This window comes from Streptomyces sp. NPDC001828 (genome assembly GCF_042892175.1).
Lineage (GTDB): Bacteria > Actinomycetota > Actinomycetes > Streptomycetales > Streptomycetaceae > Streptomyces.
The window spans coordinates 127,473-149,658 of the sequence record NZ_JBIATV010000001.1 but is presented as its reverse complement, the minus strand read 5'-3'; the positions used below and the strand labels follow the sequence as shown (position 1 = coordinate 149,658).

Below are 22,186 nucleotides of genomic sequence, written 5' to 3'. Positions count from 1 at the left end.
CAGCCCATGGAATTCCTGTCGATCACCAGGAGGCTCGATGAACGACGCGGTACCGGAGCACCAGGACGTCAGCCGGCGCTCCGTTCTGTGGACCACGGGGGCGGCCGGCGCCGGGCTCGGGCTCGGCGCCTTCGGCGGCACGGCCGAGGCGGCGCAGCGGCCGGAGGACCAGCCGTCGCACCAGCCGCCGGAGCGGGCCGCCGCCAAGGAGCCTCCGCGTCAGGGCCGCACGATGATCGGGGTGCCGTTCCAACGGCGCTCGACCGTGCGGGTCGCGATGATCGGCCTCGGCAACCGCGGCGCCGCGATGACCGAGCTGTATCTGGCCGTGCCGGGCGTCCAGGTGGTGGCGCTGTGCGACCCCGTGAAGGCGAAGGCCGAGCGGGTCGCCGCCAAGGTGACCGCCGCCGGGCAGCCGGCACCCGCCGTCTACGTCCACGGCGACCACGACTACGAGCAGCTCCTGCGGCGCGGCGACATCGACTTCGCGCATGTGGCGACGCCCTGGGACTCGCACTTCGAGATCGCCAGGTCGGCGCTCCTGAACGGGGTCCATGTCGGCGTGGAGTGCCCGGTCGCACTCCAACTGGACCAGCTGTGGGCCCTGGTGGACCTCTCCGAGCGCACCCGCAGGCACTGCATGCAGCTGGAGAACTGCTGCTACGGGCGCAACGAGATGCGGGTGCTGCGGATGGCGCACGCGGGCAAGTTCGGGGACCTGCTGCACGGCGCGGGCGCCTACAACCACGATCTGCGCTCGCTGATGTTCGACCCCGCCTACTACGAGGGCCCCTGGCGCAGGCTCTGGCACACGCGGCTGCGCGGCGACCTGTACCCCAACCACGGCTTCGGCCCGGTCGCCAACTACATGGACCTCAACCGGGGCGACCGGGCCGTCAGCATCGTCAGCGTCGGCTCGCCCTCGCTCGGGCTCTCCCAGTACCGTGCCGCCAACCTGCCTGCCGGCGACCCCAGTTGGAAGGAGTCGTACATCGGGAGCGACCGCACCATCAGCCTGGTGCAGACCGCGAAGGGACGGGTGATCCGCCTGGAGCACGACGTGTCGACGCCGCACCCCTACAGCCGGATCAACAGCCTCGGCGGCACCAAGGGCCTCTTCGAGGACTATCCGGAGCGGATCTACATCGAGCCGGACCACAAGAACGACGAGTGGGGCGACTTCTCGAAGTACGCCGAGTGGGACCACTGGCTGTGGAAGGAGCACGCCAACCCGCCCGGCGCGCACGGCGGAATGGACTACATGCTGGTGTTCCGCCTGACGCAGTGCATGCGTCTGGGCCTCGTGCCGGACTTCGACGTGTACGACGCGGCGACCTGGACCTCGCCGGTGCCGCTGAGCCACCTGTCGATCAAGCAGCGCGGACTGCCGCAGGAGATCCCGGACTTCACCCGGGGCGAGTGGCGCAAGGCGCGTCCCGGCATGGACTCCGAGAAGCCCGCCGGAGCGTGAGGACGCGGTACTCCCGGCCCGCCCTGGGGCCGGGAGCACCGGGCGGTTCAGCAGTGCCGGACGTCCTCGGTCAGGGTTCCCTGGGCCGTCTTCAGACTGCGGTCGTAGCAGCCGTCCGAGCCGTACAGCCGGTAGCGCTCGGCGGAGGTGCCGGTCGCGTGGCGCTGCTCGCGCGGCACGTTCATCGTCCAGGAGGCATCACCCCGGTAGGCGTCGTCGAGGTGCGAGAAGGCCGTGGGACGCGCGCCGCGCAGAGTCACGGAATCCGCGCGGTCGCCCAGGGTGATGGCGGTGCGCAGCCGGCTGTCCGTGCCGATGGTCGTGGTGCCGTCCATCGTGTACGTCCGGCTGTCGCGCACGGTCGCCGAGGGACCCCGGCCGGAGGTCGTCACGCTCTGGTCGTCACGCCAACTCCCCTTGAGCGCATCGGTGTTCTCGCCCTCGGTCCAGCGGTGCGCCGAGTCGGCCGACACCGAGCGGGCCACGGTCGTGGTGACGCGGCCGTGCGAGGTGTCGAGGTATCCGGCGGTGGTGAGCCGGTGCTCGCTCTTCGCGTCGAGCCGCAGCTCGGGTGAACCCGGCCGGTACGTCGTGGAGTTGACGGGCGTCGACTCGTCGTGGCGGGTCAGCGCGCCCGTGACGACCTTGCTCCCCTTGTCCTGCCAGATGAGCAGATTGGTGGGCGTGGACCAGCCGTCCTGGCCCACGGGCACCCCGGCGACCGACACCTCGACCCGGTGCGGGCGTCCGTCGTTGAGCAGCGCGGCGTACGGCGTCAGGTCGTACTCGACGGGCTTGACGTCGAAGGCGCGGGGCGCGGGGACGACGTACCAGAGGAAGGGGTTGGACCAGCCGCCCGTCCACACGGTCGGGAACGGCGCCGCTATGCCGGCGAGTCGACCGTCCACCTTGATCTGGACCTCGCGGTTGGGTCCGGCCGGGGCCTTGCAGGAGTACGGGGCGGGTTCGGGCACGGCGAGGTACCAGAACTCCTCGCAGCCACCGCCCGAGCCGGTCGCGTACACCTCGGCCACGACGCGTTCGGTGTTGCGCGGCGTGGTGACCCGCGCGGTGTCCAGCGGGAGCACCGTGTCGGGGGTCGCGGCGGGCGGGGTGCGGCGGTCGGCGGCGTAGAAGGTGAGGGTCACCTTGACGTCGATGACGCCGGTGTAGGTGTCGTCGACGGTGTTGCCGATGAGCATCTCGACGGGCTGCGCGGAGCGGAAGGTGGGGCTGTAGCGGGTGACGTCCTTCTCGACGTTCCAGGCGATGCCGTCCACCGAGGGTTCCGGTGTCGAGGTGCGCAGCACCTCCGTGCCGCCCACGTGGAGGTAGCCGAGCCGGTCGTACTGACGCCCCTTGACCTTGCCGTCGAGGCGGAGCACCACCTTGCTCCAGCGGTCGCCGCAGCCCTGGGGCGGGGTGTAACTCCCCTTGTACGGCGTGAAGTCACGGAACTGGGCCTCGGCCAGGGTGACTTGGCAGGACTTCGTGTGCGGTGCGGCCACCGGCGGCGCCGCGGTCAGCGGGTCGTGCCAGTCGGTGCCGAACTCGGCGGGTGGCGAGCCGGCCGCGTGGGCCGGCCCCGCGCCGAGCAGCAGGCCGGCGGCCAGGGTGAGGCAGCCGAGCATGGACATGATCCTTCGTCGTCTCATGGACCAGGAGTGAAGCGCGAGCGCGGCCGGGACGCCAGACCCGAAGGGCGGCCCATGGCGGGTTCTGGGCCCCAACGCGGAAAAATCGATTGAAATCAGCAGCATGGAAGGGCGAACCTTGCACGGCTTCCACCCCTCGATGCAAGGAATCCCGGACGCCATGCAGATTCGCGATCTTCCCTACACGGATCCAGGCGAACCGGACGTCCGCTCGGGTCCCCGCTTCCTCTACTGGCTGGGCCGCAACCAGCTCGGCGGCCAGCTCAAGGCCCTCGGCTGGGGGCTGCTCCAGCAGTGCGGCATCGCCGGACTGCCGCTGACCGTCGGCTTCGCCGTCCAGGCGGCCATCGACCGCTCGGGCAGCCGGCTCGCGCTCGCCGCGGGTCTGAACGTGCTGCTCGGCGTGGCCATCGCGGTCGGCGAGACGATGCTCCACCGCACGGCGGTCACCAACTGGATCACCGCCGCCGCCCGGGTGCAGCAGCTCCTCGCGCGCAAGACGGCCGAGCTCGGCTCGGTGCTCACGCGCCGGGTCGCGGCGGGCGAAGTGGTGGCCGTGTCGACCGGTGACGTGGAGAAGATCGGATGGTTCGTGGAGGCGCTCTCGCGGTTCGCCGCGGCCGCCGCCGCACTGGTGATCATCTGCGTGGGGCTGCTGATCTACGCGCCCGCGCTCGGCATCGTCGTCGCGATCGGCGTACCCGTGCTCGCCCTGGCCGTCCTGCCGCTGCTGCCGCGCGCCACCAAGCGTGCGGACATCCAGCGCGAAAAGGCGGGCCGGGCAACGGAGTTGGCGTCCGACACGGTCGCCGGCCTGCGGGTGCTGCGCGGCATCGGCGGCGAGGAGCTGTTCCTCGGCCGCTACCGCGAGGCCTCGCAGGAGGTCCGCAGGGCCGCCGTGCGCAGCGCCCGCATGTGGTCGCTGATCTCCGCCGTCCAGGTGCTGCTGCCCGGCCTTCTGCTCATCACGGTCGTCCTGTACGGCGCGCACCTGGCGCTCGCGGGGCGGATCTCGGTGGGCGAACTGGTCACCGTGTACAGCGCGGTGACGCTGATGATGTACCCCTTGCAGCACTTCGAGGAGATCGCGATGGCCTACTCGTTCTCGCGGCCCTCCGCGAAGCGGGCGGCGCGGGTGCTCGCACTCCAGCGCGTCACCGACCCGGCCGGGACGGACACGGGGGTGCCGTCCGGGCGGCCGGCGGCCCTGCCGTCGGGCGACCTGTACGACCCGGCGACCGGGCTGCTCGCCCCCGAGGGCCGGTTCACGGCCGTGGTGTGCGGCGACCCGGACGCGGCCGGACGGCTCGCGGACCGGCTCGGCGGACATCCCGCCGAATCGGCCGGGGAGTCCTCGGTGCTGCTCGGCGGGGTGGCCCTGGACGGGCTGCCGCTGGAGGGCGCCCGCACGGTCGTCCTCGTCCAGGACAAGGACCCGGTGCTGCTCTCGGGCACGCTGCGGGAGCTGCTCGACGTGCCGTCGTCGGGGCAGGTCGGGGCGGCGGACGCGCTGGCGGCGGCGCAGTGCGGTGACGTACTGGAGGCGCTCGCGCAGGCGTCGGTGGACCCCGGGCAGGATCCGATGGACACCCGGATCACCGAGCGCGGCCGCTCGCTCTCGGGCGGGCAGCGTCAACGCCTGGCGCTGGCAAGGTCGTTGGTGACCGACCCGGAGGTCCTGGTCCTCGACGAGCCGACCTCGGCGGTCGACTCGCACACCGAGGCGCGGGTCGCGGACGGCATCAAGCGGCTGCGGGCGGGCCGTACGACGGTCGTGTTCACGTCGTCACCGCTCCTGCTCGACCTCGCGGAACGGATCGTGTTCGTGCACGAGGGCGAGGTCGCGTCGGTGGGCGTGCACCGCGAACTGGTGCACGCCGACGCCCGCTACCGCGCGGTGGTCACCCGCGAGACGGACGGCGACGCGACGAACGCGATGCCGGGGACGCCGTCCTCGGCCAAGCCCCGGACGACGCCCGGGACGATGTCCCGGGCGATGGAGAAAGTGGAGGAGTCGGCATGATCGGCGTGGCAGCACCGGAGTACGACCCGGCGGCCCCGCAGTCGGCCACCACCCTGCCGGTGGGCACCCCGGCGACGGTCCGGACGTACGTACGCGAGCTCATGCGGCGCCACCGCGGGGCGTTCACGGTCCTGGTCGCGGTCAACGCCGTCGCCGTGATCGCGTCGATGGTCGGCCCCTACCTCCTCGGCGGCGTCGTGGAGGACCTGTCCAACGGGTCGCGCGACCTTCAACTCGGCCGCGTGGGCGCTCTGTTCGCGGCCGCGCTGGTCATCCAGACGGTGTTCGTGCGGATGGTGCGGCTGCGCGGCGGGATGCTCGGCGAGGAGATGCTGGCCGATCTGCGCGAGGACTTCCTGGTGCGGTCGGTGGGGCTGCCGCCGAGCGTCTTGGAGCGGGCCGGCACGGGCGACCTGCTGTCCCGGATCACCACGGACATCGACCGCCTGGCCAACGCGATGCGCGAGGCCGTGCCGCAGCTCGCCATCGGCGTGGTGTGGGCGGCGCTGCTGCTCGGCGCGCTCGGCGTCACGGCCCCTCCGCTGGCCCTCGCGGTGCTGATCGCGCTGCCCGTGCTCGTGGTGGGGTGCCGCTGGTACTTCCGGCGGGCCCCGGCGGCCTACCGCTCGGAGGCCGCCGGGTACGCGGCGGTCGCCTCCGCGCTGACCGAGACGGTCGACGCGGGGCGCACGGTCGAGGCGCACCGCCTGGGCGCGCGCCGCATCGCGCTCTCGGACCAGCGGGTCAAGGAGTGGACGGCGTGGGAGCGGTACACGCTGTGGCTGCGTTCGGTGCTCTTCCCCGTGGTCAGCGTCACCCACATGACGATCATGGTGTCGGTGCTCACGATCGGCGGGGTCTTCGTCCTCAAGGACTGGATCACGATCGGCCAGCTCACCACAGGCGCGCTGCTCGCCCAGATGCTGGTCGAGCCGGTCGGGCTCATCCTGCGCTGGTACGACGAGCTGCAGGTGGCCCAGGTGTCGATCGGGCGTCTGGTCGGCGTCCGGGACATCGAGCCGGACGCGGGGGATGCGGGGGTGCGTCCCGAGGGGCGGCACGTCGAGGCGGACGGGGTCCGCTTCGGCTACCGCGAGGGCGTGGACGTGCTGCACGAGGTGTCGCTCTCGGTGGCCCCGGGCACCCGGGTCGCCCTGGTCGGCCCGTCGGGCGCGGGCAAGTCGACCCTGGGGCGGCTGCTCGCCGGGATCTACGCACCGCGCGAGGGCCGGGTCACGCTGGGCGGGGCCGAGCTGTCGCGGATGCCGGCGGAGCGGGTGCGCGAGCATGTGGCCCTGGTCAACCAGGAGCACCACGTGTTCGTGGGCTCGCTGCGGGACAACCTGCTGCTCGCCCGCACGGGTGCGCGGGACGCCGAGCTGTGGGCGGCGCTCGGGGCGGTCGACGCGGACGGCTGGGCACGGGCCCTCGACGACGGCCTCGCCACCGAGGTCGGCTCGGGGGGCCTGGCCCTCACCCCGGCACAGGCCCAGCAGATCGCGCTGGCCCGCCTGGTCCTGGCGGACCCGCACACGCTGGTCCTGGACGAGGCGACCTCGCTCCTGGACCCACGCGCCGCCCGCCATCTGGAACGCTCGCTGGCCCGCGTCCTGGACGGCCGCACGGTGGTGGCGATCGCGCACCGCCTGCACACCGCGCATGACGCGGACGTCATCGCGGTGGTGGAACGGGGGCGGATCGCGGAGCTGGGCAGCCATGAGGAGCTGGTGGCTGCGGGGGGTGCGTACGCGGCGCTCTGGCGGTCCTGGCACGGGTAGCCTGCGGCGCGCGGCAGGGGGCTCGGCACCCGGCACCGGGCCGGGGCCCGGCCCTGGCCCACCGGGGCTGGGCCCCGGGTCCCCTGTTTCCCTGCGGGTCGTGCTGGGTTGATCGTGCTTTCCTGCGGGCCGTGCTGGGCTGACCGTGCTTTCCTGCGGGCCGTGCTGGGCTGGTCGCGCAGTTCCCCGCGCCCCTTAGCGGCATCTCCTTGCCGGCGCCCTCATCGCCGAGCCCCTCGTGCGCTGTTCGCCGCGGGCCGTGCTGGGCTGGTCGCGCAGTTCCCCGCGCCCCTTAGCGGCACTCTTCACCCCGGCGGGGATGGCCCCCGAGGCGGGCCCGGGGTCAGATGAAGTTCAGGGCCCCCGCCGCCCCCACGCCGCCCAGCACCATGAACGCCGGCATCAGGATCTTCAGCTCCACCCAGCTGCCCGCACGGAAGCGCATGCCCTTGGGCGGGCCGAGGGGGGCCCAGCGCTTGCGGCCGAGCGGGATCGGCCACAGGATCGGGCAGCCCGAGACCGTCAGGGCGTCGCCGATGTCGTGGACCAGGGCGCCGAGAACGATCGGCAGCCCGAGCCACAGGTACTCCTGCCCGGGGCCGGTGAACAGCCAGTCCGAGCCGTTGCCGGGCTTGTCGAGGACGCCGGCCAGGATCCACGCGCTGGTCGCGCCGAGCAGCCACACCAGTACGTCGCTGGAGACGCGGGCGGCCCGCCACAGCAGGCCTTCGACCGCGAGGACGAGGTGGACGAAGAGGATGCCCAGGACCGCCCAGCGCCCGCCGAAGACCGCCGCCGCCGAGGCGCCCGCCCCTATCAGGACGGCCCACAGCCAGGTGTGGGTCAGCGTGCGGTGACCGCCGTTGCGGCGGGGGTCGCCGGGGCCCCGGGTCGCCTTGTAGACGGCGTGCGAGAGGTCGTCGACGATGCCGCACAGCGCCTTGGACACCGGCCCGAACGCGCGCGAGATCGTCGCCGACTTGTGGTCGAGGTCGGGCGCGAGCGCCGCCCCGGCCGTGATCAGGGCGCCCACGACGAGCACCGGCCACGGCATGGCGTGCCCGGCGGCGGCCGCGGCCGCACCCACTCCGAGCCAGGCCGCGGCCCCCGACAGTGAGTGCGCTGGTCCCATCATGACCGTGCCCCGCCCCATTCCTCTTGCTCATCAACCCAGTTGACGGCCCGTCCGTGGACGGGCCGAGCTGGCAGCCTACCTGCGATGATCTTCGCGCCGGTGGCCGGTTCCCGCTTCCGGCCCCGGGCCAGGCAAGATGGGGGCGTGACCCTTATCGATCAGCTGCCGCCGAGTGCCGACCCCGATGCCCTCTTCGAGGCCTTCTCCACCTGGGCCGAGGGCCAGGGCATCAATCTGTACCCGGCCCAGGAGGAGGCGCTGATCGAGGTCGTGTCGGGGGCCAACGTGATCCTTTCCACCCCGACCGGCTCCGGAAAGAGCCTGGTGGCGGCGGGTGCGCACTTCGCGGCGCTGGCCCGGGACGAGGTCACCTTCTACACCGCGCCGATCAAGGCGCTGGTCTCGGAGAAGTTCTTCGACCTGTGCAAGCTCTTCGGCACCGAGAACGTCGGCATGCTGACCGGTGACGCCTCCGTCAACGCGGACGCGCCCGTCATCTGCTGCACCGCCGAGGTCCTCGCCTCGATCGCGCTGCGCGACGGCAAGCACGCCGACATCGGCCAGGTCGTCATGGACGAGTTCCACTTCTACGCCGAGGGCGACCGCGGCTGGGCCTGGCAGATCCCGATCCTGGAGCTGCCGCAGGCCCAGTTCGTCCTGATGTCGGCCACGCTGGGCGACGTCTCGATGTTCGAGAAGGACCTGACGCGCCGCACCGGCCGCGAGACCGCGGTCGTCCGCTCGGCCACCCGGCCCGTGCCGCTCTCGTACGAGTACGTGACGACGCCCATCACCGAGACGCTGACCGAGCTGCTCGAAACCCGGCAGGCGCCGGTCTACATCGTGCACTTCACACAGGCCCAGGCGGTCGAGCGGGCGCAGTCGCTGATGTCGATCAACATGTGTACGCGCGAGGAGAAGGACAAGATCGCCGACCTGATCGGCAACTTCCGCTTCACCACCAAGTTCGGCCAGAACCTGTCCCGTTACGTCCGGCACGGCATCGGCGTGCACCACGCGGGGATGCTGCCCAAGTACCGCCGTCTGGTCGAAAAGCTGGCGCAGGCAGGCCTGTTGAAGGTCATCTGCGGCACCGACACCCTCGGCGTGGGCGTCAACGTCCCTATTCGCACGGTGCTGTTCACGGCCCTGACGAAGTACGACGGCACGCGCGTACGCACCCTGCGGGCCCGCGAGTTCCACCAGATCGCGGGCCGCGCGGGCCGGGCCGGCTTCGACACGGCGGGCTATGTCGTGGCGCAGGCGCCCGAGCACGTCATCGAGAACGAGAAGGCGCTCGCCAAGGCGGGCGACGACCCGAAGAAGCGCCGCAAGGTGGTCCGCAAGAAGGCCCCCGAGGGCTTCGTGGGCTGGTCGGACACCACCTTCGAGAAGCTGATCGGCTCCGAGCCGGAGCCCCTGACCTCCCGCTTCCGGGTCACCAACATCATGCTGCTCTCGGTGATCGCCCGGCCGGGCAACGCGTTCGAGGCGATGCGCCACCTCCTGGAGGACAACCACGAGCCGCGCAAGGCGCAGCTGCGGCACATCCGCCGGGCCATCGCGATCTACCGCTCGCTGCTCGACGGCGGCGTGGTGGAGCAGCTGGAGACGCCGGACGCGGAGGGCCGCACGATCCGGCTCACCGTCGACCTCCAGCAGGACTTCGCGCTGAACCAGCCGCTCTCCACCTTCGCGCTCGCCGCCTTCGACCTGCTCGACCCGGAGTCGCCGTCGTACGCGCTCGACATGGTCTCGGTCGTCGAGTCGACCCTGGACGATCCGCGCCAGATCCTCGCCGCGATGCAGAACAAGGCGCGCGGCGAGGCCGTCGGGCAGATGAAGGCGGACGGCGTCGAGTACGAGGAGCGCATGGAGCGGCTCCAGGACATCTCGTACCCGAAGCCGCTGGAAGAGCTCCTGTGGCACGCCTACAACGTCTACAAGAAGTCGCACCCGTGGGTCGGCGACCACCCGGTGTCGCCGAAGTCCGTCATCCGCGACATGTACGAACGGGCGCTCACCTTCACGGAGTTCACCTCCTGGTACGAGCTGGCGCGCACCGAGGGCATCGTCCTTCGCTATCTGGCGAGCGCGTACAAGGCGCTCGACCACACCATCCCGGACGACCTCAAGACCGAGGACCTGGAGGATCTGATCGCCTGGCTCGGCGAGATGGTCCGCCAGGTCGACTCCTCGCTCCTGGACGAGTGGGAGCAGCTCGCCAACCCCGAGGTGCAGACCGCCGAGGAGGCCCAGGAGAAGGCCGACGAGGTCAAGCCGGTCACGGCCAACGCCCGTGCCTTCCGGGTGCTCGTGCGCAACGCGATGTTCCGCCGGGTGGAGCTGGCGGCCCTGGACAACCTCACCGCGCTCGGCGAGCTGGACGGGGAGTCCGGCTGGGACGCGGACGCGTGGGGCGAGGCGATGGACAAGTACTGGGACGAGTACGACGACCTCGGGACCGGCCCCGACGCGCGCGGCCCCAAGCTGCTCGCGATCGAGGAGGACGCGGCGCACGGCCTGTGGCGCGTCCGCCAGACGTTCGCCGACCCGAACGGCGACCATGGCTGGGGCATCAGCGCGGAGGTCGATCTGGCGGCCTCCGACGAAGAGGGCCGCGCGGTGCTGCGCGTCACCGACGTCGGCGAACTCTGACCCACACCCCCTGTTCCGGAAGGACCGCGACGACATGACCAACCCGGCGGAGAGACTCGTCGATCTGCTCGACCTGGAGCAGATCGAGGTCAACATCTTCCGCGGCCGCAGCCCCGAGGAGTCCCTCCAGCGGGTCTTCGGCGGCCAGGTCGCGGGCCAGGCCCTCGTCGCGGCCGGGCGCACCACGGACGGCGAGCGCCCGGTGCACTCGCTGCACGCCTACTTCCTGCGGCCGGGCCGGCCGGGCGTGCCGATCGTCTACCAGGTGGAGCGGGTCCGCGACGGGCGGTCCTTCACCACCCGGCGGGTCACGGCGGTGCAGCAGGGCCGCACGATCTTCAACCTGACGGCCTCCTTCCACCGCCCGGAGCCCGGCAGCATCGAGCACCAGCTCCCGCCGCGCCTGGACTTCCCCGAGCCGGAGTCGCTGCCCACGGTCACCGAGGAGATCCGCGAGCACCTGGGCGCGCTGCCGGAGGCCCTGGAGCGGATGGCGCGCCGCCAGCCGTTCGACATCCGGTACGTGGACCGGCTGCGCTGGACGCCCGAGGAGATCAAGGGCGCCGATCCGCGCAGCGCGGTCTGGATGCGGGCGGTGGGCCCGCTCGGCGACGACCCGCTGGTGCACACCTGCGCGCTGACGTACGCCAGCGACATGACGCTCCTGGACGCGGTGCGCATCCCGGTCGAGCCGCTGTGGGGGCCGCGCGGCTTCGACATGGCCTCCCTGGACCACGCGATGTGGTTCCACCGCCCCTTCCGGGCCGACGAGTGGTTCCTGTACGACCAGGAGTCCCCGGTCTCCACGGGCGGCCGGGGCCTGGCGCGCGGCCGCATCTACGACCGCGAGGGCCACTTGCTCGTGTCGGTGGTCCAGGAGGGCCTGTTCCGCCCTCTCACCCCGGCCGCCGACTGATCAACTCACCTTTTTTCAGAAGGAGTTACCGATGAGCCTGTACGACATCCCGCTGCGCACCCTGACCGGCGAGCCGACCTCGCTCGCCGACTACGAGGGCCGGGCCGTGCTCCTGGTGAACGTGGCGTCCAAGTGCGGCCTGACCCCGCAGTACGCGGGTCTTGAGCGGCTGCAGCAGCAGTACGGCGAGCGCGGTCTGACCGTGCTGGGCGTGCCGTGCAACCAGTTCGGCGGCCAGGAGCCCGGCACGGCCGAGGAGATCGGCACGTTCTGCTCGGCCACGTACGGCGTGACCTTCCCGCTCCTGGAGAAGACGGACGTGAACGGCGAGGGCCGCCACCCGCTCTACAGCGAGCTGACGAAGACCGCGGACGCCGACGGCGAGGCCGGCGACATCCAGTGGAACTTCGAGAAGTTCCTCATCTCCCCCACGGGCGAGGTGGCGGCCCGCATCCGTCCCCGCACGGAGCCCGAGGCCCCCGAGGTCGTCGCCCTCGTCGAGGCGAACCTGCCCGCCTGACCCCCCGCGCGCGAAGGCGCCCCGCCCTCGTCCGAGGGTGGGGCGCCTGGGCCTCGACCGGATCTTCGGTCCGCGCTCCGCGCGTCAGCGGATCGGCATGCCCGCCAGGGTGCGGGCGATGACGAGCCGCTGGATCTCGCTGGTGCCTTCGAAGATGGTGTAGATGGCGGCGTCCCTGTGCATGCGCTCCACCGGGTACTCGCGGGTGAAGCCGTTGCCGCCGAGGATCTGGATCGCCTGACCGGTGACCTTCTTGGCCGTCTCGCTCGCGTACAGCTTGGACATCGAGCCCTCGGCCGACTCGAACTTCTTGCCCGTGGTCGCCATCCAGGACGCGCGCCACACCAGGAGCCGGGCCGCGTCGATCTGGGTGCGCATGTCGGCGAGCTGGAAGGCGATGCCCTGGTTGTCGATGATCGGGCGGCCGAACTGCTCGCGGGTCTTGGCGTATTCGAGCGCGTAGTCGTACGCGGCCCGGGCGGTGCCGACCGCCATCGCGCCGACGGCGGGGCGGGATGCCTCGAAGGTGGCCATCGCGGCGTTCTTCACGCGCTCGCCGCCGCCCGCCTTCGCCCTCTCGCGGGAGCGGGCGAGCCGCTCGTCGAGCTTCTCCTTGCCGCCGAGCAGGCAGCTGCCCGGGACGCGTACGTCTTCGAGCACGACCTCGGCGGTGTGCGAGGCGCGGATGCCGTGCTTCTTGAACTTCTGCCCCTGCGTCAGGCCCGGGGTGTTCGGCGGCACTATGAAGGAGGCGTGGCCCTTGGAGCCGAGTTCGGGGTCGACGACGGCGACGACGACGTGCACGGCCGCGATGCCGCCGTTGGTCGCCCAGGTCTTGGTGCCGTTCAGGACCCACTCGTCCTTGGCCTCGTCGTACACGGCCCGGGTGCGCATCGAGGCGACGTCGGAGCCGGCGTCCGGCTCGGAGGAGCAGAAGGCGGCGACCTTGACGTCGTTCACGTCGCCGTACATCTGGGGTATCCAGGTGCCGATCTGCTCCTCGGTGCCGTTGGCGAGGACGCCGACGGCGGCGAGGCCGGTGCCGACGATGGAGAGCGCTATGCCCGCATCGCCCCAGAACAGCTCCTCCATGGCGACCGGGATGCCGAGGCCGGTCGGGTCGAAGAACTGCTGCGCGTAGAAGTCGAGGGAGTAGATTCCCACCTTGGCGGCTTCCTGGATCACCGGCCAGGGGGTCTCCTCACGCTCGTCCCACTCGGCGGCGGCGGGGCGGATCACGTCCTTGGCGAAGCCGTGCAGCCAGTCCCGGACCTGCTTCTGGTCGTCGTTGAGATCCATCGTGAACTCGGCCATGTCCCCTCCACCACTCCAAGCGTTACTTGCGGTAACCGCAGTCTGTTACCGACGGGTAGCCGCTGTCAACCGACCACCTGCCCCGCAGCACCGCGACCGGGCGGAGTGTTACGTTGCGCAAGGCTTCCGCGACCAGGAAACCCACGGAAGACGCAGCACGGGACGCAGTACGGGCGGGGAGAAGACACCCATGGAGACCAGGCACCAGGCCGAACAGCAGCGCACGGCGGCGGAGCGCCGGCGGCGCGAACTGCTGGAGGCGGCGGACCGGGTGGTGCTCCGGGACGGCCCGCAGGCCTCGATGAACGCGATCGCGGCGGAGGCGGGCATCACCAAGCCCATCCTCTACCGGCACTTCGGCGACAAGGGCGGCCTCTACCGGGCCCTGGCCAAGCGGCACACCGACGCGCTGCTCTCCGCGCTGCGGGCCGCGCTCGACGCGCCGGCCGAGCGGCGGGAGCGGGTCGAGGCGACCCTGGAGACCTATCTCACGGCGATCGAGGCGCGGCCGCAGGTGTACCGGTTCCTGATGCACCCCGCCGAGGACGCGCCGGCACCCGAGTCCGAGCAGGGCTTCGACGTGGGCCGGCACTCGGCGCCGCTGCTTCGCCGCATGGGCGAGGACCTGGGCGTGGTCATCGCGGAACGGATCGACCTCGGGCCGGGCAGCGAGGTGCTGGCGCGGGTCTGGGGGCACGGGATCGTCGGCATGATGCATGCGGCGGGCGACTGGTGGCTGGGCGAACGCCCTTGCTCCCGCGCGGAGTTGGTACAGGCCCTGGCCGACCTCCTGTGGGGGCGCCTCGCGGCGGCGGGCGACCGGGTGGGCGGCCCGGGGTTCTGATTCCCCACCCCGCCCCTTCCCGAGACCCTCCGGGGGTGACGACTCCGGCTGCGGACCGCAGGGGCCGTGCGCGCAGTTCCCCGCGCCCCTGACGGGGCAGACCTTGGCGGGGTGCCCAACAGAGGCAGCCTCAGCGCGTCCGGCGTTTGAGGACGAGCGCCGTTCGGGCGCGGACCGGGGGCTGGGGCGGAGCCCCAGGGAGGTCAGCTCCAGCCGGCTTTGCGGATCGCGCGCTGCAAGCGGCGCCCGTGGCGGCCCGTTACGCGGTCGGCGTACACCACACCCTCCAAGTGGTCGCACTCGTGCTGGAGGCAGCGGGCGAAGAACCCGGTCCCCTCGACGCGCACCGGCGCGCCGGAGAGATCCACCCCCTCCACCACCGCGCGGTCGAAGCGAGAGGTCGGCGCCTCCAGGCCCGGCAGCGAGAGGCAGCCCTCGGGGCCGCGCACCTCGATGCCGTCCGCCTCCACCAGACGGGGGTTGACGACGTACCCCAGATGCCGGACGTCCTCGTCGTCGGGGCAGTCGTACACGAACACCCGCTGGGCGACGCCGATCTGGTTGGCCGCCAGGCCGACGCCGTCGGCCGCGTACATCGTGGCGAACATGTCCTCGACCAGGCGGCGCAGGGCGGGCCCGAAGTCCGTGACGGGTTCGCAGGGGGCGTGCAGCGGTCCGTCGCCGAGGAGACTCATCTCTCGTACGGAGCCGGAACTGCCGGGAATGGGGCGGTGGCGCATGGGCGCAAGAGTACGTTCCGGTGACCGGATGGCATTCCGGATGGTGGCGCGGTTCGGGCCGCTGACCGGATCTCGATAGGCTGACACCCGACCCAGGCGCAAGGAGGATCAAGGACGATGTCAGGACACGTTGGAGGTGCCGGGCCCCTGTCACCGCGAGCCAAGCTGGCCGTGACCGCGGGCAAGGCCGCCGCGGCGGTGTCGCGCGCGGCGGGGCGGGGCAGTGGATCGGTGATCGGCGGGCGCGTCGCGCTCAAGCTCGACCCCGATCTGCTCGGGCGGCTCGCCACTCATCTGGACGTCGTCCTGGTGTCGGCGACGAACGGCAAGACGACCACGACCCGGCTGATCGCCGAGGCACTGCGGGCCAGCGGCCCGGTGGTGTCGAACGCGCTCGGCGCCAACATGCCGGCCGGCATCACGTCGGCGCTCGCGGGCGGTTCGGACGCGAAGTACGGCGTGATCGAGGTCGACGAGAAGTACCTGGCGGGAGTCGCGCGCGATGTGACGCCGAAGGCGATCGCGCTCCTCAACCTCTCCCGCGACCAGCTCGACCGCGCGGCCGAGACCCGGATGCTCGCGGAGAAGTGGCGCGAGGGACTGTCCGGCTCCAAGGCCGTGGTCATCGCCAACGCCGACGACCCGCTGGTCGTGTGGGCGGCGTCCTCCTCCCCCAACGTGGTGTGGGTGGCGGCCGGTCAGGAGTGGAAGGACGACGCCTGGTCGTGCCCCGCCTGCGGCGGTGTGATGCAGCGTCCGGGCGACGACTGGTTCTGCGGCGAGTGCGGTTTCCGCCGCCCGGCGCCCAGTTGGGTGCTCAACGGCGACTACGTGCTCGACCCGCACGGCTCGGCCTGGCCGATCCACCTCCAGCTGCCCGGCCGCGCCAACAAGGCCAACGCCGCCACCTCCGCCGCGGTCGCCGCGGTGTTCGGGGTGCCGCCGCAGGTCGCTCTGGAGCGCATGTACCAGGTGCAGGCGGTCGCGGGACGCTACGACGTGGTCAGCTTCCAGGGGCGCGAGGTGCGGCTGCTGCTCGCGAAGAACCCGGCGGGCTGGCTCGAAACGTTTTCCCTCATCGACCCGCCGCCGACCCCGGTCGTCCTGTCCGTCAACGCCCGTGGCGCCGACGGCACGGACACCTCGTGGCTGTGGGACGTCGACTACACCCGCCTCGCCGGACACCCGATCTTCGTGATCGGCGACCGCAAGCTGGACCTGGCGGTACGCCTCGAAGTCGCGAACCTCGACTTCCGGGTCTGCGAGAGCCTGGAGGAGTGCGCGCAGCTGGCGCCGCCCGGGCGGATCGAACTCATCGCCAACTACACCGCGTTCCAGGACGTACGCCGCGTCGTCGGCAACTGAGCAAGGCAGGAGCAGCAAGCGACATGGCAGACAACAGCCTGCGCCTCGTGTGGGTCTACCCCGACCTGCTGAGCACCTACGGCGACCAGGGCAACGCCCTGGTCGTGGAGCGCCGGGCGCGCCAGCGCGGCCTGGACGTGCACCGGCTCGACGTCCGCAGCGACCAGCCGATCCCGACCTCCGGTGACATCTACCTCATCGGCGGCGGCGAGGACCGGCCGCAGCGGCTCGCGGCCGAGCGGCTGCGCCGCGACACCGGGTTGAGCCGCGCCGCCTCCAACGGCGCGATCATCTTCTCGGTCTGTGCCGGGTACCAGATCCTCGGCCACGAGTTCATCAACGACCTCGGTGAGCGCGAGCCGGGCCTCGGACTGCTCGACGTCATCTCGACCCGCGGCGAGGGCGAGCGCTGTGTCGGCGACGTGCTCGGCGACATCGACGAGCGGCTCGGCCTGCCCCAGCTGACCGGGTTCGAGAACCACCAGGGCGTCACCCACCTCGGCCCGACGGCCCGCCCGTTCGCCCGGGTGCGCCTGGGCAAGGGCAACGGCACCGGCGACGGCACCGAGGGCGCGTACAACGACACCGTGTTCGGCACGTACATGCACGGCCCCGTCCTGGCGCGCAATCCGCAGATCGCGGACATGCTGCTCAAGCTGGCGCTCGACGTGAACGCGCTGCCGCCGACCGACGACCGCTGGTACGAGGCGCTGCGCGCGGAGCGCATCGCTTCGGCGACGCAGCCGGCCTGACGCGCACGCACCCCGGCTGACGCACAGGCAGCCGCGCAACGCGCGAATCGGGCAAGGGCGACACCTCGTTCCGGGCGGCCGACGGTTCGTACGTTCGTACTACGTCCATCAGTCGGACCTCCGATTCGGCCCCGTCACCCTGCGCCGGTAGGGTGACGGGGATCCAACCGGACGACGTGGTCCGGTCGTCGGCCCACGTTGCAAAGGTTCTCCGGGCAATGCGAATTGGTGTGCTCACCTCCGGCGGCGACTGCCCCGGCCTGAACGCCGTCATCCGATCCGTCGTGCACCGTGCGGTGGTCGACCACGGCGACGAGGTCATCGGTTTCCACGACGGCTGGCGGGGTCTGCTCGAGGCCGACTACCGCAAGCTCGACCTCGACGCGGTCGGCGGCATCCTCGCCCGTGGCGGCACCATCCTCGGCTCCTCCCGCGTCCAGCCCGCGCATCTGCGCGACGGCGTGGAGCGCGCCAAGGGCCATGTCGCCGAGCTGGGCCTCGACGCGATCATCCCGATCGGCGGCGAGGGCACTCTGAAGGCCGCGACCCTGCTGTCCGAGGCCGGGCTTCCCATCGTCGGCGTGCCGAAGACCATCGACAACGACATCGCCTCGACCGATGTCACCTTCGGCTTCGACACGGCTGTGGGCGTGGCGACCGAGGCCCTGGACCGTCTGAAGACCACCGCCGAATCGCACCAGCGCGTGCTGATCGTCGAGGTCATGGGCCGGCACACCGGCTGGATCGCCCTGCACTCGGGCATGGCCGCCGGCGCGCACGCCATCGTCGTGCCCGAGCGCCCCTTCGACATCGACGAGCTGACCGAACTGGTCGGCCGGCGCTTCTCGGCGGGCAAGAAGTTCGCGATCGTGGTCGTCGCCGAGGGCGCCAAGCCGCGCGAGGGCTCGATGCAGTTCGACGTGGGCGGCACCGACGTCTACGGCCACGAGCGCTTCGCCGGCGTCGCCCGTCAGCTCTCCATCGAGCTGGAGCAGCGCCTCGACAAGGAGGCCCGGCCGGTCATCCTCGGGCACGTCCAGCGCGGCGGCACGCCGACCGCCTACGACCGGGTGCTCGCCACCCGTTTCGGCTGGCACGCCGTAGAGGCCGTCCACCGCGGCGAGTTCGGGATGCTCACCGCGCTGCGCGGCACCGACATCGTCATGGTCCCGCTCGCCGAGGCGACGGCCACCCTGAAGACCGTCCCGGCCGAGCGGTACGCCGAAGCGGAGTGCGTCCTCTAGCCTCCGCCGCTCCGGTCGCTTCCGGATTGTTTTGTACGCAATGAACCGCCCCCGCCCGCATCGCCGGCCGGGGGCGGTTCTAGTCTGGTGCGGGACAACCGGTACGAATCAGGAGTCAGCGGATGGATCACAGCGGGCACGGCATGGACATGAATATGGACCTGCCGCCGTTCACGCTGGCGCGGGGCCTCGAATGGTCGGCGGACTCCTTCTTCCTCATCGGGTGCCTGCTCGGGCTCGCCCTGTACGCGTGGGGTGTGGTCCGGCTCCGCAGGCGCGGTGACAGCTGGCCGGTCAGCCGGATGGTCTTCTGGACCGTGGGCGTCCTGACCATCGCGTTCGTCATGTGCACCAAGCTGAACGACTACGGCATGGTCATGTTCAGCGTGCACATGGTGCAGCACATGGTGATCAGCATGCTGTCGCCCATCCTGCTGCTGCTCGGCGCACCGATCACCCTCGCGCTGCGCGCGCTGCCGGTGTCCGCGACGCGCGGCCGCAAGGGTCCGCGCGAGCTGCTCCTGATGCTGCTGCACAGCCGGTACATGAAGATCATCACGCACCCGGCGTTCACCATCCCGCTGTTCATCGCGAGCCTGTACGGGCTCTACTTCACGCCGATCTTCGACTTCCTGATGGAGTCCAGGACCGGGCACATCGCGATGATGGTCCACTTCCTCGCGGTCGGCCTCGTCTTCTTCTGGCCGATCATGGGCGTGGACCCCGGGCCGCACCGGCCCGGCTATGTGATGCGGATGCTGGAGCTCTTCGCCGGCATGCCCTTCCACGCCTTCTTCGGCATCGCCCTGATGATGGCCAGCGAGCCCATGATCGGCACGTACAAGAATCCGCCCTCCTCGCTGGGCATCGACGCGCTCACCGACCAGCAGGCGGCGGGCGGCATCGCCTGGGCGTTCAGCGAGATCCCCTCCGTGCTCGTCCTGATCGCCCTGGTCTTCCAGTGGTACGCCACGGAGAAGCGCCAGGCCCGGCGCACCGACCGCGCCGCCGACCGCGACGGCGACCGGGAACTTCAGGCCTACAACGCCTATCTCGCCTCGCTGAACACGCGCGGCCAGTAGCGCCGGGCCCCGTCGCGGGGGGACCATGGTCCTCACGGCACCTGCCGGGAGGAAGGGGACGCGATGCCCCGTTCGACGAAGTCGATGATGGTGCTCACCCTGGTGATGCTGGTGGTGGTCACGGCGTACACGGTGGCGCTCGGCAGCAGCGGCTGGCTGTGGTTCGGCTGGGTGGTGCTCGGGCTCACCGCGATCGGGACGGCCGCGACGTCACGCAGCACCTGAGCCGCCGCACGCGGCCGGGCGGGCCCCGCGCGGTCAGCCGAGCCGTACGACGGTCTGCTGGGTCGCTCCCCCGGTGCCGCTGAGGTCACCGAAGGTGAGGCCGAGCGACGCTCCGGTGGTCGCGCCGGTGAGGGTGGCCGGCCGCGCGACCACCGAGGCGACGGCCCGCCTCCAGGTGAGGGTGAGCGACGTCCGCGCGCGCATGGGGTCGCTGACACAGATCACGGCGGTCCCGTCGCCGCGCTCGCTGATCATCACCGCGCACGGGGCACTGGCGGTGAGCGCGCCGACGGTGCCGCCGAGCCAGAAGTTGACCCCGGTGAAGCCGAGCGCGGGCACCGCGACGCCCTGCTGGCTGTCGGTGTTGGCCAGGACGGTGGGCCAGCCCGCGGCGGCGGCGCGTGCCGCGGTCTGGGCCGCTGAGGCGCCCGGCATCAGGACGTAGGCGTATCCGGCGCCGGACGGGTCGGTGCCGTGGTCGGCCCACAGGGTGAGGTAGCGGCGGCTGACCGGTGTCGTGGCGCTGCCCTTGTTGAGGTCGCTCCAGTGTCCGGTGCGCTCCTCGCGGCTGGCCCGTACGGTCGCCCGGCCGGGGAAGACGTAGCCTGCGTGACCCGCGAGGTGGGCCCAGGAGGCGCCGGTCAGGGTCGCCGACCAGGGGTAGGCGGACGGCTGGACGACACCGTCGACGGTCAGGGCGGCGGCGCCGGTCGGGCCGAGGTTGCGGTTGTCGACGGTCGACTCGACGGCGGCGCCGTCCCGGCAGGTGATGCCCGCGCCGAGGCACACGATCGCGTCGTCGAGGCAGAACCAGGACTTCTTGGCGACGAGGGTGCTCTGGAGCCCCTTGAGGTACTGGCCGATCGAGGCCCGCTGCCCGTCGGTGGCGCCGCCCACCCAGTTCACATCGGGCCGGGACGCTCCCCAGTCGCCGCCCGCCGCGTCCGCGAGGGTTTTGCGCGAGGCGGTGGTGCCGGGCAGCCGGTAGGGGTCCACGGTGGGCCAGAAGGCGTCGCTGTACTGCCCGTTGGCGTAGGTGTCGCCCCACCAGTACAGCATTCCGGAGCCGGTGTGCCAGCCGTGCAGGTTCTCGCCGTTGCCGGTCTCGTAGTACGTGATCCGCTTGTCGGCCATGCTGATCGAGGCGGCCCAGGTGGGGCGGCGGTGGGTGGCCCGGGCCATCTGGGTGAAGAGCCGGTGGCCGACGGGTTCGGCGATCGCGGGGAGCGCGCTGTCGTCGTCAACTCCCTTGAGCAGAGCGAGGTTGGGGACGGTGAGAAAGCCGTCGCTCAGCGCGGGGCTGTAGTAGTCGCGCCGCAGCCAGCCCTTGACGAGCCCCCGCCAGCGCGCGTTCTCGGCGCTGGAGGCGCCTTGGCCGAGCAGCACGATCGAGGCGAGGATCGAGTGGCCGCGCACATGGTCGTCCTGCTGGCGGGCCGCCGGGTCGCCCGCCGAGACGCCCCGGCTGATGGCCCGCCCGGCGACGCCGTCCATCGCGAGTCCGTTGTAGAGGAAGGGGGCCCAGGCGTTCTCGACCGCGTCGAAGACGATCTGCCGGGCCGGGTCCGAGACCGCCCAGGCGGAACCGGCGAGCAGGGCGAACAGCATCCCGAGGCCGCCGAGCATCACCGAGCCGTAGGAGGCGGTGTACGGCACGTAGGTGTGCTGGACGAAGGAGCCGTCCGCGTAGAGCCCGTCTCCCCCGGTCACGTACGGGAAGACCGGTGACAGCGCGCTCGCGGCCAGGGAGAGCTTCGCGGAGCTCTTGCCGAGGGCGCCGCGCAGGGCGAGCACCCGGCAGAGGTCGACGCGGTTGGCGCCGGTGCTGGTGCCGGCGTAGACGGCGACCGCACTGTCCGGCACGAAGTGGTCAACTGCCTTGAGATAGCTGGCAAGTTGGGCCGAGGTGAGGTGGTCGTACAGCAGGACGCAGATGTCGAGCAGCGCCTGGGGGGCGCCGATCTGCCAGTTGTACCAGTTGCCGTAGGTGGCCCTGTTCTCGTTGTAGACGTCGGCGTGCAGGTGGTCGAGGCCGGTGACGATGGCCGTGGCGAGGCCGCCGTCGCCGGTCAGGCCGGTGCCCGGCTGGCTGTAGGCCTCGGCCATGGTGCGCAGCCGGTTGTAGCTGTCGTTCATCCTGGCCGAGTAGCCGAACGACTCCTGGTCGGTGTCCGGATCGGGGTCGGCGTACCCGGCGTCGGGCCACAGCGATCCGTTCGACGGGGCCATGGTGGCGTGGAGCGAGGCGGCCGAGGTGCCGAGGTCGGCGAGCCTGGACCTGAACGGCTCGGCGGTGGGGGCGAAGCCGGATCCGAGGATCAGCGTGCGCCAGGTGGCGCGCAGCGCGTCGTAGGCGTCGGCGGCGCCCGCCCGCGGGGCGCCGACGGTCCCCAGGGCGAGGGCCGAGGCGCCCGTCGCGTACAGAAAGCCACGGCGGGACCAGGGAGCGGTCATGGGGACTCCA

General features: G+C 71.7%; 17 protein-coding genes. 12 read left to right on the top strand and 5 right to left on the bottom strand.

What is annotated here, in order from left to right:
* Nucleotides 1-37 precede the first annotated feature (37 nt).
* Nucleotides 38-1,471: a Gfo/Idh/MocA family protein gene (locus tag ACFYZA_RS00715; protein WP_388485976.1), complete on the top strand. Its 1,434-nt coding sequence runs from the start codon at nucleotides 38-40 to the stop codon at nucleotides 1,469-1,471.
* A gap of 47 nt (nucleotides 1,472-1,518) precedes the next feature.
* On the opposite strand, the gene ACFYZA_RS00710 is transcribed toward ACFYZA_RS00715, so the two are convergent.
* Nucleotides 1,519-3,126, bottom strand: a complete 1,608-nt coding sequence (locus tag ACFYZA_RS00710; protein ID WP_388485974.1) for a peptide-N4-asparagine amidase — start codon at nucleotides 3,124-3,126, stop codon at nucleotides 1,519-1,521.
* Between the two features lie 160 nt (nucleotides 3,127-3,286).
* Between ACFYZA_RS00710 and ACFYZA_RS00705 the strand changes: the two genes are divergently transcribed.
* Nucleotides 3,287-5,149: an ABC transporter transmembrane domain-containing protein gene (locus ACFYZA_RS00705; protein ID WP_388485972.1), complete on the top strand. Its 1,863-nt coding sequence runs from the start codon at nucleotides 3,287-3,289 to the stop codon at nucleotides 5,147-5,149.
* Nucleotides 5,146-6,927, top strand: a complete 1,782-nt coding sequence (locus ACFYZA_RS00700) for an ABC transporter ATP-binding protein (protein WP_388485969.1) — start codon at nucleotides 5,146-5,148, stop codon at nucleotides 6,925-6,927. Before ACFYZA_RS00705 ends, ACFYZA_RS00700 begins: the two co-directional genes overlap by 4 nt.
* A gap of 343 nt (nucleotides 6,928-7,270) precedes the next feature.
* On the opposite strand, the gene ACFYZA_RS00695 is transcribed toward ACFYZA_RS00700, so the two are convergent.
* Complete coding sequence (locus tag ACFYZA_RS00695; RefSeq protein ID WP_382587443.1) at nucleotides 7,271-8,062, bottom strand: metal-dependent hydrolase; 792 nt, start codon at nucleotides 8,060-8,062, stop codon at nucleotides 7,271-7,273.
* A gap of 84 nt (nucleotides 8,063-8,146) precedes the next feature.
* On the opposite strand from ACFYZA_RS00695, the gene ACFYZA_RS00690 reads away from it, so the two are divergent.
* The 3 genes from ACFYZA_RS00690 to ACFYZA_RS00680 are packed head-to-tail and all read left to right on the top strand — an operon-like array spanning nucleotide 8,147 to nucleotide 12,156.
* The gene (locus ACFYZA_RS00690) at nucleotides 8,147-10,720 is read left to right on the top strand and encodes a DEAD/DEAH box helicase (protein ID WP_382587440.1); all 2,574 of its coding nucleotides are present in this window, start codon (nucleotides 8,147-8,149) and stop codon (nucleotides 10,718-10,720) included.
* Between the two features lie 34 nt (nucleotides 10,721-10,754).
* Nucleotides 10,755-11,636: an acyl-CoA thioesterase gene (locus ACFYZA_RS00685; RefSeq protein WP_382587437.1), complete on the top strand. Its 882-nt coding sequence runs from the start codon at nucleotides 10,755-10,757 to the stop codon at nucleotides 11,634-11,636.
* Nucleotides 11,637-11,667: 31 nt separating this feature from the next.
* Nucleotides 11,668-12,156 carry a glutathione peroxidase gene (locus ACFYZA_RS00680; RefSeq protein WP_382587434.1) on the top strand — a complete coding sequence of 163 codons (489 nt, stop codon included), beginning with the start codon at nucleotides 11,668-11,670 and terminating at the stop codon, nucleotides 12,154-12,156.
* 84 nt (nucleotides 12,157-12,240) lie between these two features.
* Here the strand turns inward: ACFYZA_RS00680 and ACFYZA_RS00675 are convergent, their stop codons facing one another.
* On the bottom strand, nucleotides 12,241-13,470 hold the full coding sequence (locus ACFYZA_RS00675) for an acyl-CoA dehydrogenase family protein (protein ID WP_382587431.1): 1,230 nt from the start codon (nucleotides 13,468-13,470) through the stop codon (nucleotides 12,241-12,243).
* A 190-nt stretch (nucleotides 13,471-13,660) separates the two neighbouring features.
* Here ACFYZA_RS00675 and ACFYZA_RS00670 point away from each other — a divergent pair, with 190 nt between their 5' ends.
* A complete protein-coding gene (locus ACFYZA_RS00670; protein WP_382587428.1) occupies nucleotides 13,661-14,314 on the top strand; it encodes a TetR family transcriptional regulator in 654 nt (217 codons plus the stop codon).
* Nucleotides 14,315-14,517: 203 nt separating this feature from the next.
* On the opposite strand, the gene def is transcribed toward ACFYZA_RS00670, so the two are convergent.
* A complete protein-coding gene (def, locus tag ACFYZA_RS00665) occupies nucleotides 14,518-15,054 on the bottom strand; it encodes a peptide deformylase (RefSeq protein WP_382587425.1) in 537 nt (178 codons plus the stop codon).
* 117 nt (nucleotides 15,055-15,171) lie between these two features.
* Here def and ACFYZA_RS00660 point away from each other — a divergent pair, with 117 nt between their 5' ends.
* The 5 genes from ACFYZA_RS00660 to ACFYZA_RS00640 all read left to right on the top strand — a co-directional run bounded on the left by ACFYZA_RS00660 (nucleotide 15,172) and on the right by ACFYZA_RS00640 (nucleotide 19,722).
* The gene (locus ACFYZA_RS00660) at nucleotides 15,172-16,419 is read left to right on the top strand and encodes a MurT ligase domain-containing protein (RefSeq protein WP_382587422.1); all 1,248 of its coding nucleotides are present in this window, start codon (nucleotides 15,172-15,174) and stop codon (nucleotides 16,417-16,419) included.
* A 23-nt stretch (nucleotides 16,420-16,442) separates the two neighbouring features.
* The gene (locus ACFYZA_RS00655) at nucleotides 16,443-17,171 is read left to right on the top strand and encodes a type 1 glutamine amidotransferase (protein WP_053724188.1); all 729 of its coding nucleotides are present in this window, start codon (nucleotides 16,443-16,445) and stop codon (nucleotides 17,169-17,171) included.
* Nucleotides 17,172-17,389: 218 nt separating this feature from the next.
* Nucleotides 17,390-18,415, top strand: coding sequence for a 6-phosphofructokinase (locus tag ACFYZA_RS00650; RefSeq protein ID WP_382587418.1), 1,026 nt, complete (start codon nucleotides 17,390-17,392; stop codon nucleotides 18,413-18,415).
* 122 nt (nucleotides 18,416-18,537) lie between these two features.
* On the top strand, nucleotides 18,538-19,497 hold the full coding sequence (locus ACFYZA_RS00645; RefSeq protein WP_388485962.1) for a cytochrome c oxidase assembly protein: 960 nt from the start codon (nucleotides 18,538-18,540) through the stop codon (nucleotides 19,495-19,497).
* A gap of 63 nt (nucleotides 19,498-19,560) precedes the next feature.
* Entirely contained in the window at nucleotides 19,561-19,722 is a 162-nt protein-coding gene (locus ACFYZA_RS00640; RefSeq protein ID WP_382587412.1) for a hypothetical protein, read from the top strand.
* Between the two features lie 33 nt (nucleotides 19,723-19,755).
* On the opposite strand, the gene ACFYZA_RS00635 is transcribed toward ACFYZA_RS00640, so the two are convergent.
* The gene (locus ACFYZA_RS00635) at nucleotides 19,756-22,176 is read right to left on the bottom strand and encodes a polysaccharide lyase 8 family protein (RefSeq protein WP_388485961.1); all 2,421 of its coding nucleotides are present in this window, start codon (nucleotides 22,174-22,176) and stop codon (nucleotides 19,756-19,758) included.
* Nucleotides 22,177-22,186: the final 10 nt, after the last annotated feature.

Excerpts from the sequence above, each read along its gene's own strand:
- ACFYZA_RS00715 (WP_388485976.1), top strand. The coding sequence starts at position 38 with ATGAACGACGCGGTACCGGAGCACCAGGACGTCAGCCGGCGCTCCGTT.
- ACFYZA_RS00710 (WP_388485974.1), bottom strand. The coding sequence starts at position 3,126 with ATGAGACGACGAAGGATCATGTCCATGCTCGGCTGCCTCACCCTGGCC.
- ACFYZA_RS00705 (WP_388485972.1), top strand. The coding sequence starts at position 3,287 with ATGCAGATTCGCGATCTTCCCTACACGGATCCAGGCGAACCGGACGTC.
- ACFYZA_RS00700 (WP_388485969.1), top strand. The coding sequence starts at position 5,146 with ATGATCGGCGTGGCAGCACCGGAGTACGACCCGGCGGCCCCGCAGTCG.
- ACFYZA_RS00695 (WP_382587443.1), bottom strand. The coding sequence starts at position 8,062 with ATGATGGGACCAGCGCACTCACTGTCGGGGGCCGCGGCCTGGCTCGGA.
- ACFYZA_RS00690 (WP_382587440.1), top strand. The coding sequence starts at position 8,147 with ATGATCTTCGCGCCGGTGGCCGGTTCCCGCTTCCGGCCCCGGGCCAGG.
- ACFYZA_RS00685 (WP_382587437.1), top strand. The coding sequence starts at position 10,755 with ATGACCAACCCGGCGGAGAGACTCGTCGATCTGCTCGACCTGGAGCAG.
- ACFYZA_RS00680 (WP_382587434.1), top strand. The coding sequence starts at position 11,668 with ATGAGCCTGTACGACATCCCGCTGCGCACCCTGACCGGCGAGCCGACC.
- ACFYZA_RS00675 (WP_382587431.1), bottom strand. The coding sequence starts at position 13,470 with ATGGCCGAGTTCACGATGGATCTCAACGACGACCAGAAGCAGGTCCGG.
- ACFYZA_RS00670 (WP_382587428.1), top strand. The coding sequence starts at position 13,661 with ATGGAGACCAGGCACCAGGCCGAACAGCAGCGCACGGCGGCGGAGCGC.
- def (WP_382587425.1), bottom strand. The coding sequence starts at position 15,054 with ATGCGCCACCGCCCCATTCCCGGCAGTTCCGGCTCCGTACGAGAGATG.
- ACFYZA_RS00660 (WP_382587422.1), top strand. The coding sequence starts at position 15,172 with ATGTCAGGACACGTTGGAGGTGCCGGGCCCCTGTCACCGCGAGCCAAG.
- ACFYZA_RS00655 (WP_053724188.1), top strand. The coding sequence starts at position 16,443 with ATGGCAGACAACAGCCTGCGCCTCGTGTGGGTCTACCCCGACCTGCTG.
- ACFYZA_RS00650 (WP_382587418.1), top strand. The coding sequence starts at position 17,390 with ATGCGAATTGGTGTGCTCACCTCCGGCGGCGACTGCCCCGGCCTGAAC.
- ACFYZA_RS00645 (WP_388485962.1), top strand. The coding sequence starts at position 18,538 with ATGGATCACAGCGGGCACGGCATGGACATGAATATGGACCTGCCGCCG.
- ACFYZA_RS00640 (WP_382587412.1), top strand. The coding sequence starts at position 19,561 with ATGCCCCGTTCGACGAAGTCGATGATGGTGCTCACCCTGGTGATGCTG.
- ACFYZA_RS00635 (WP_388485961.1), bottom strand. The coding sequence starts at position 22,176 with ATGACCGCTCCCTGGTCCCGCCGTGGCTTTCTGTACGCGACGGGCGCC.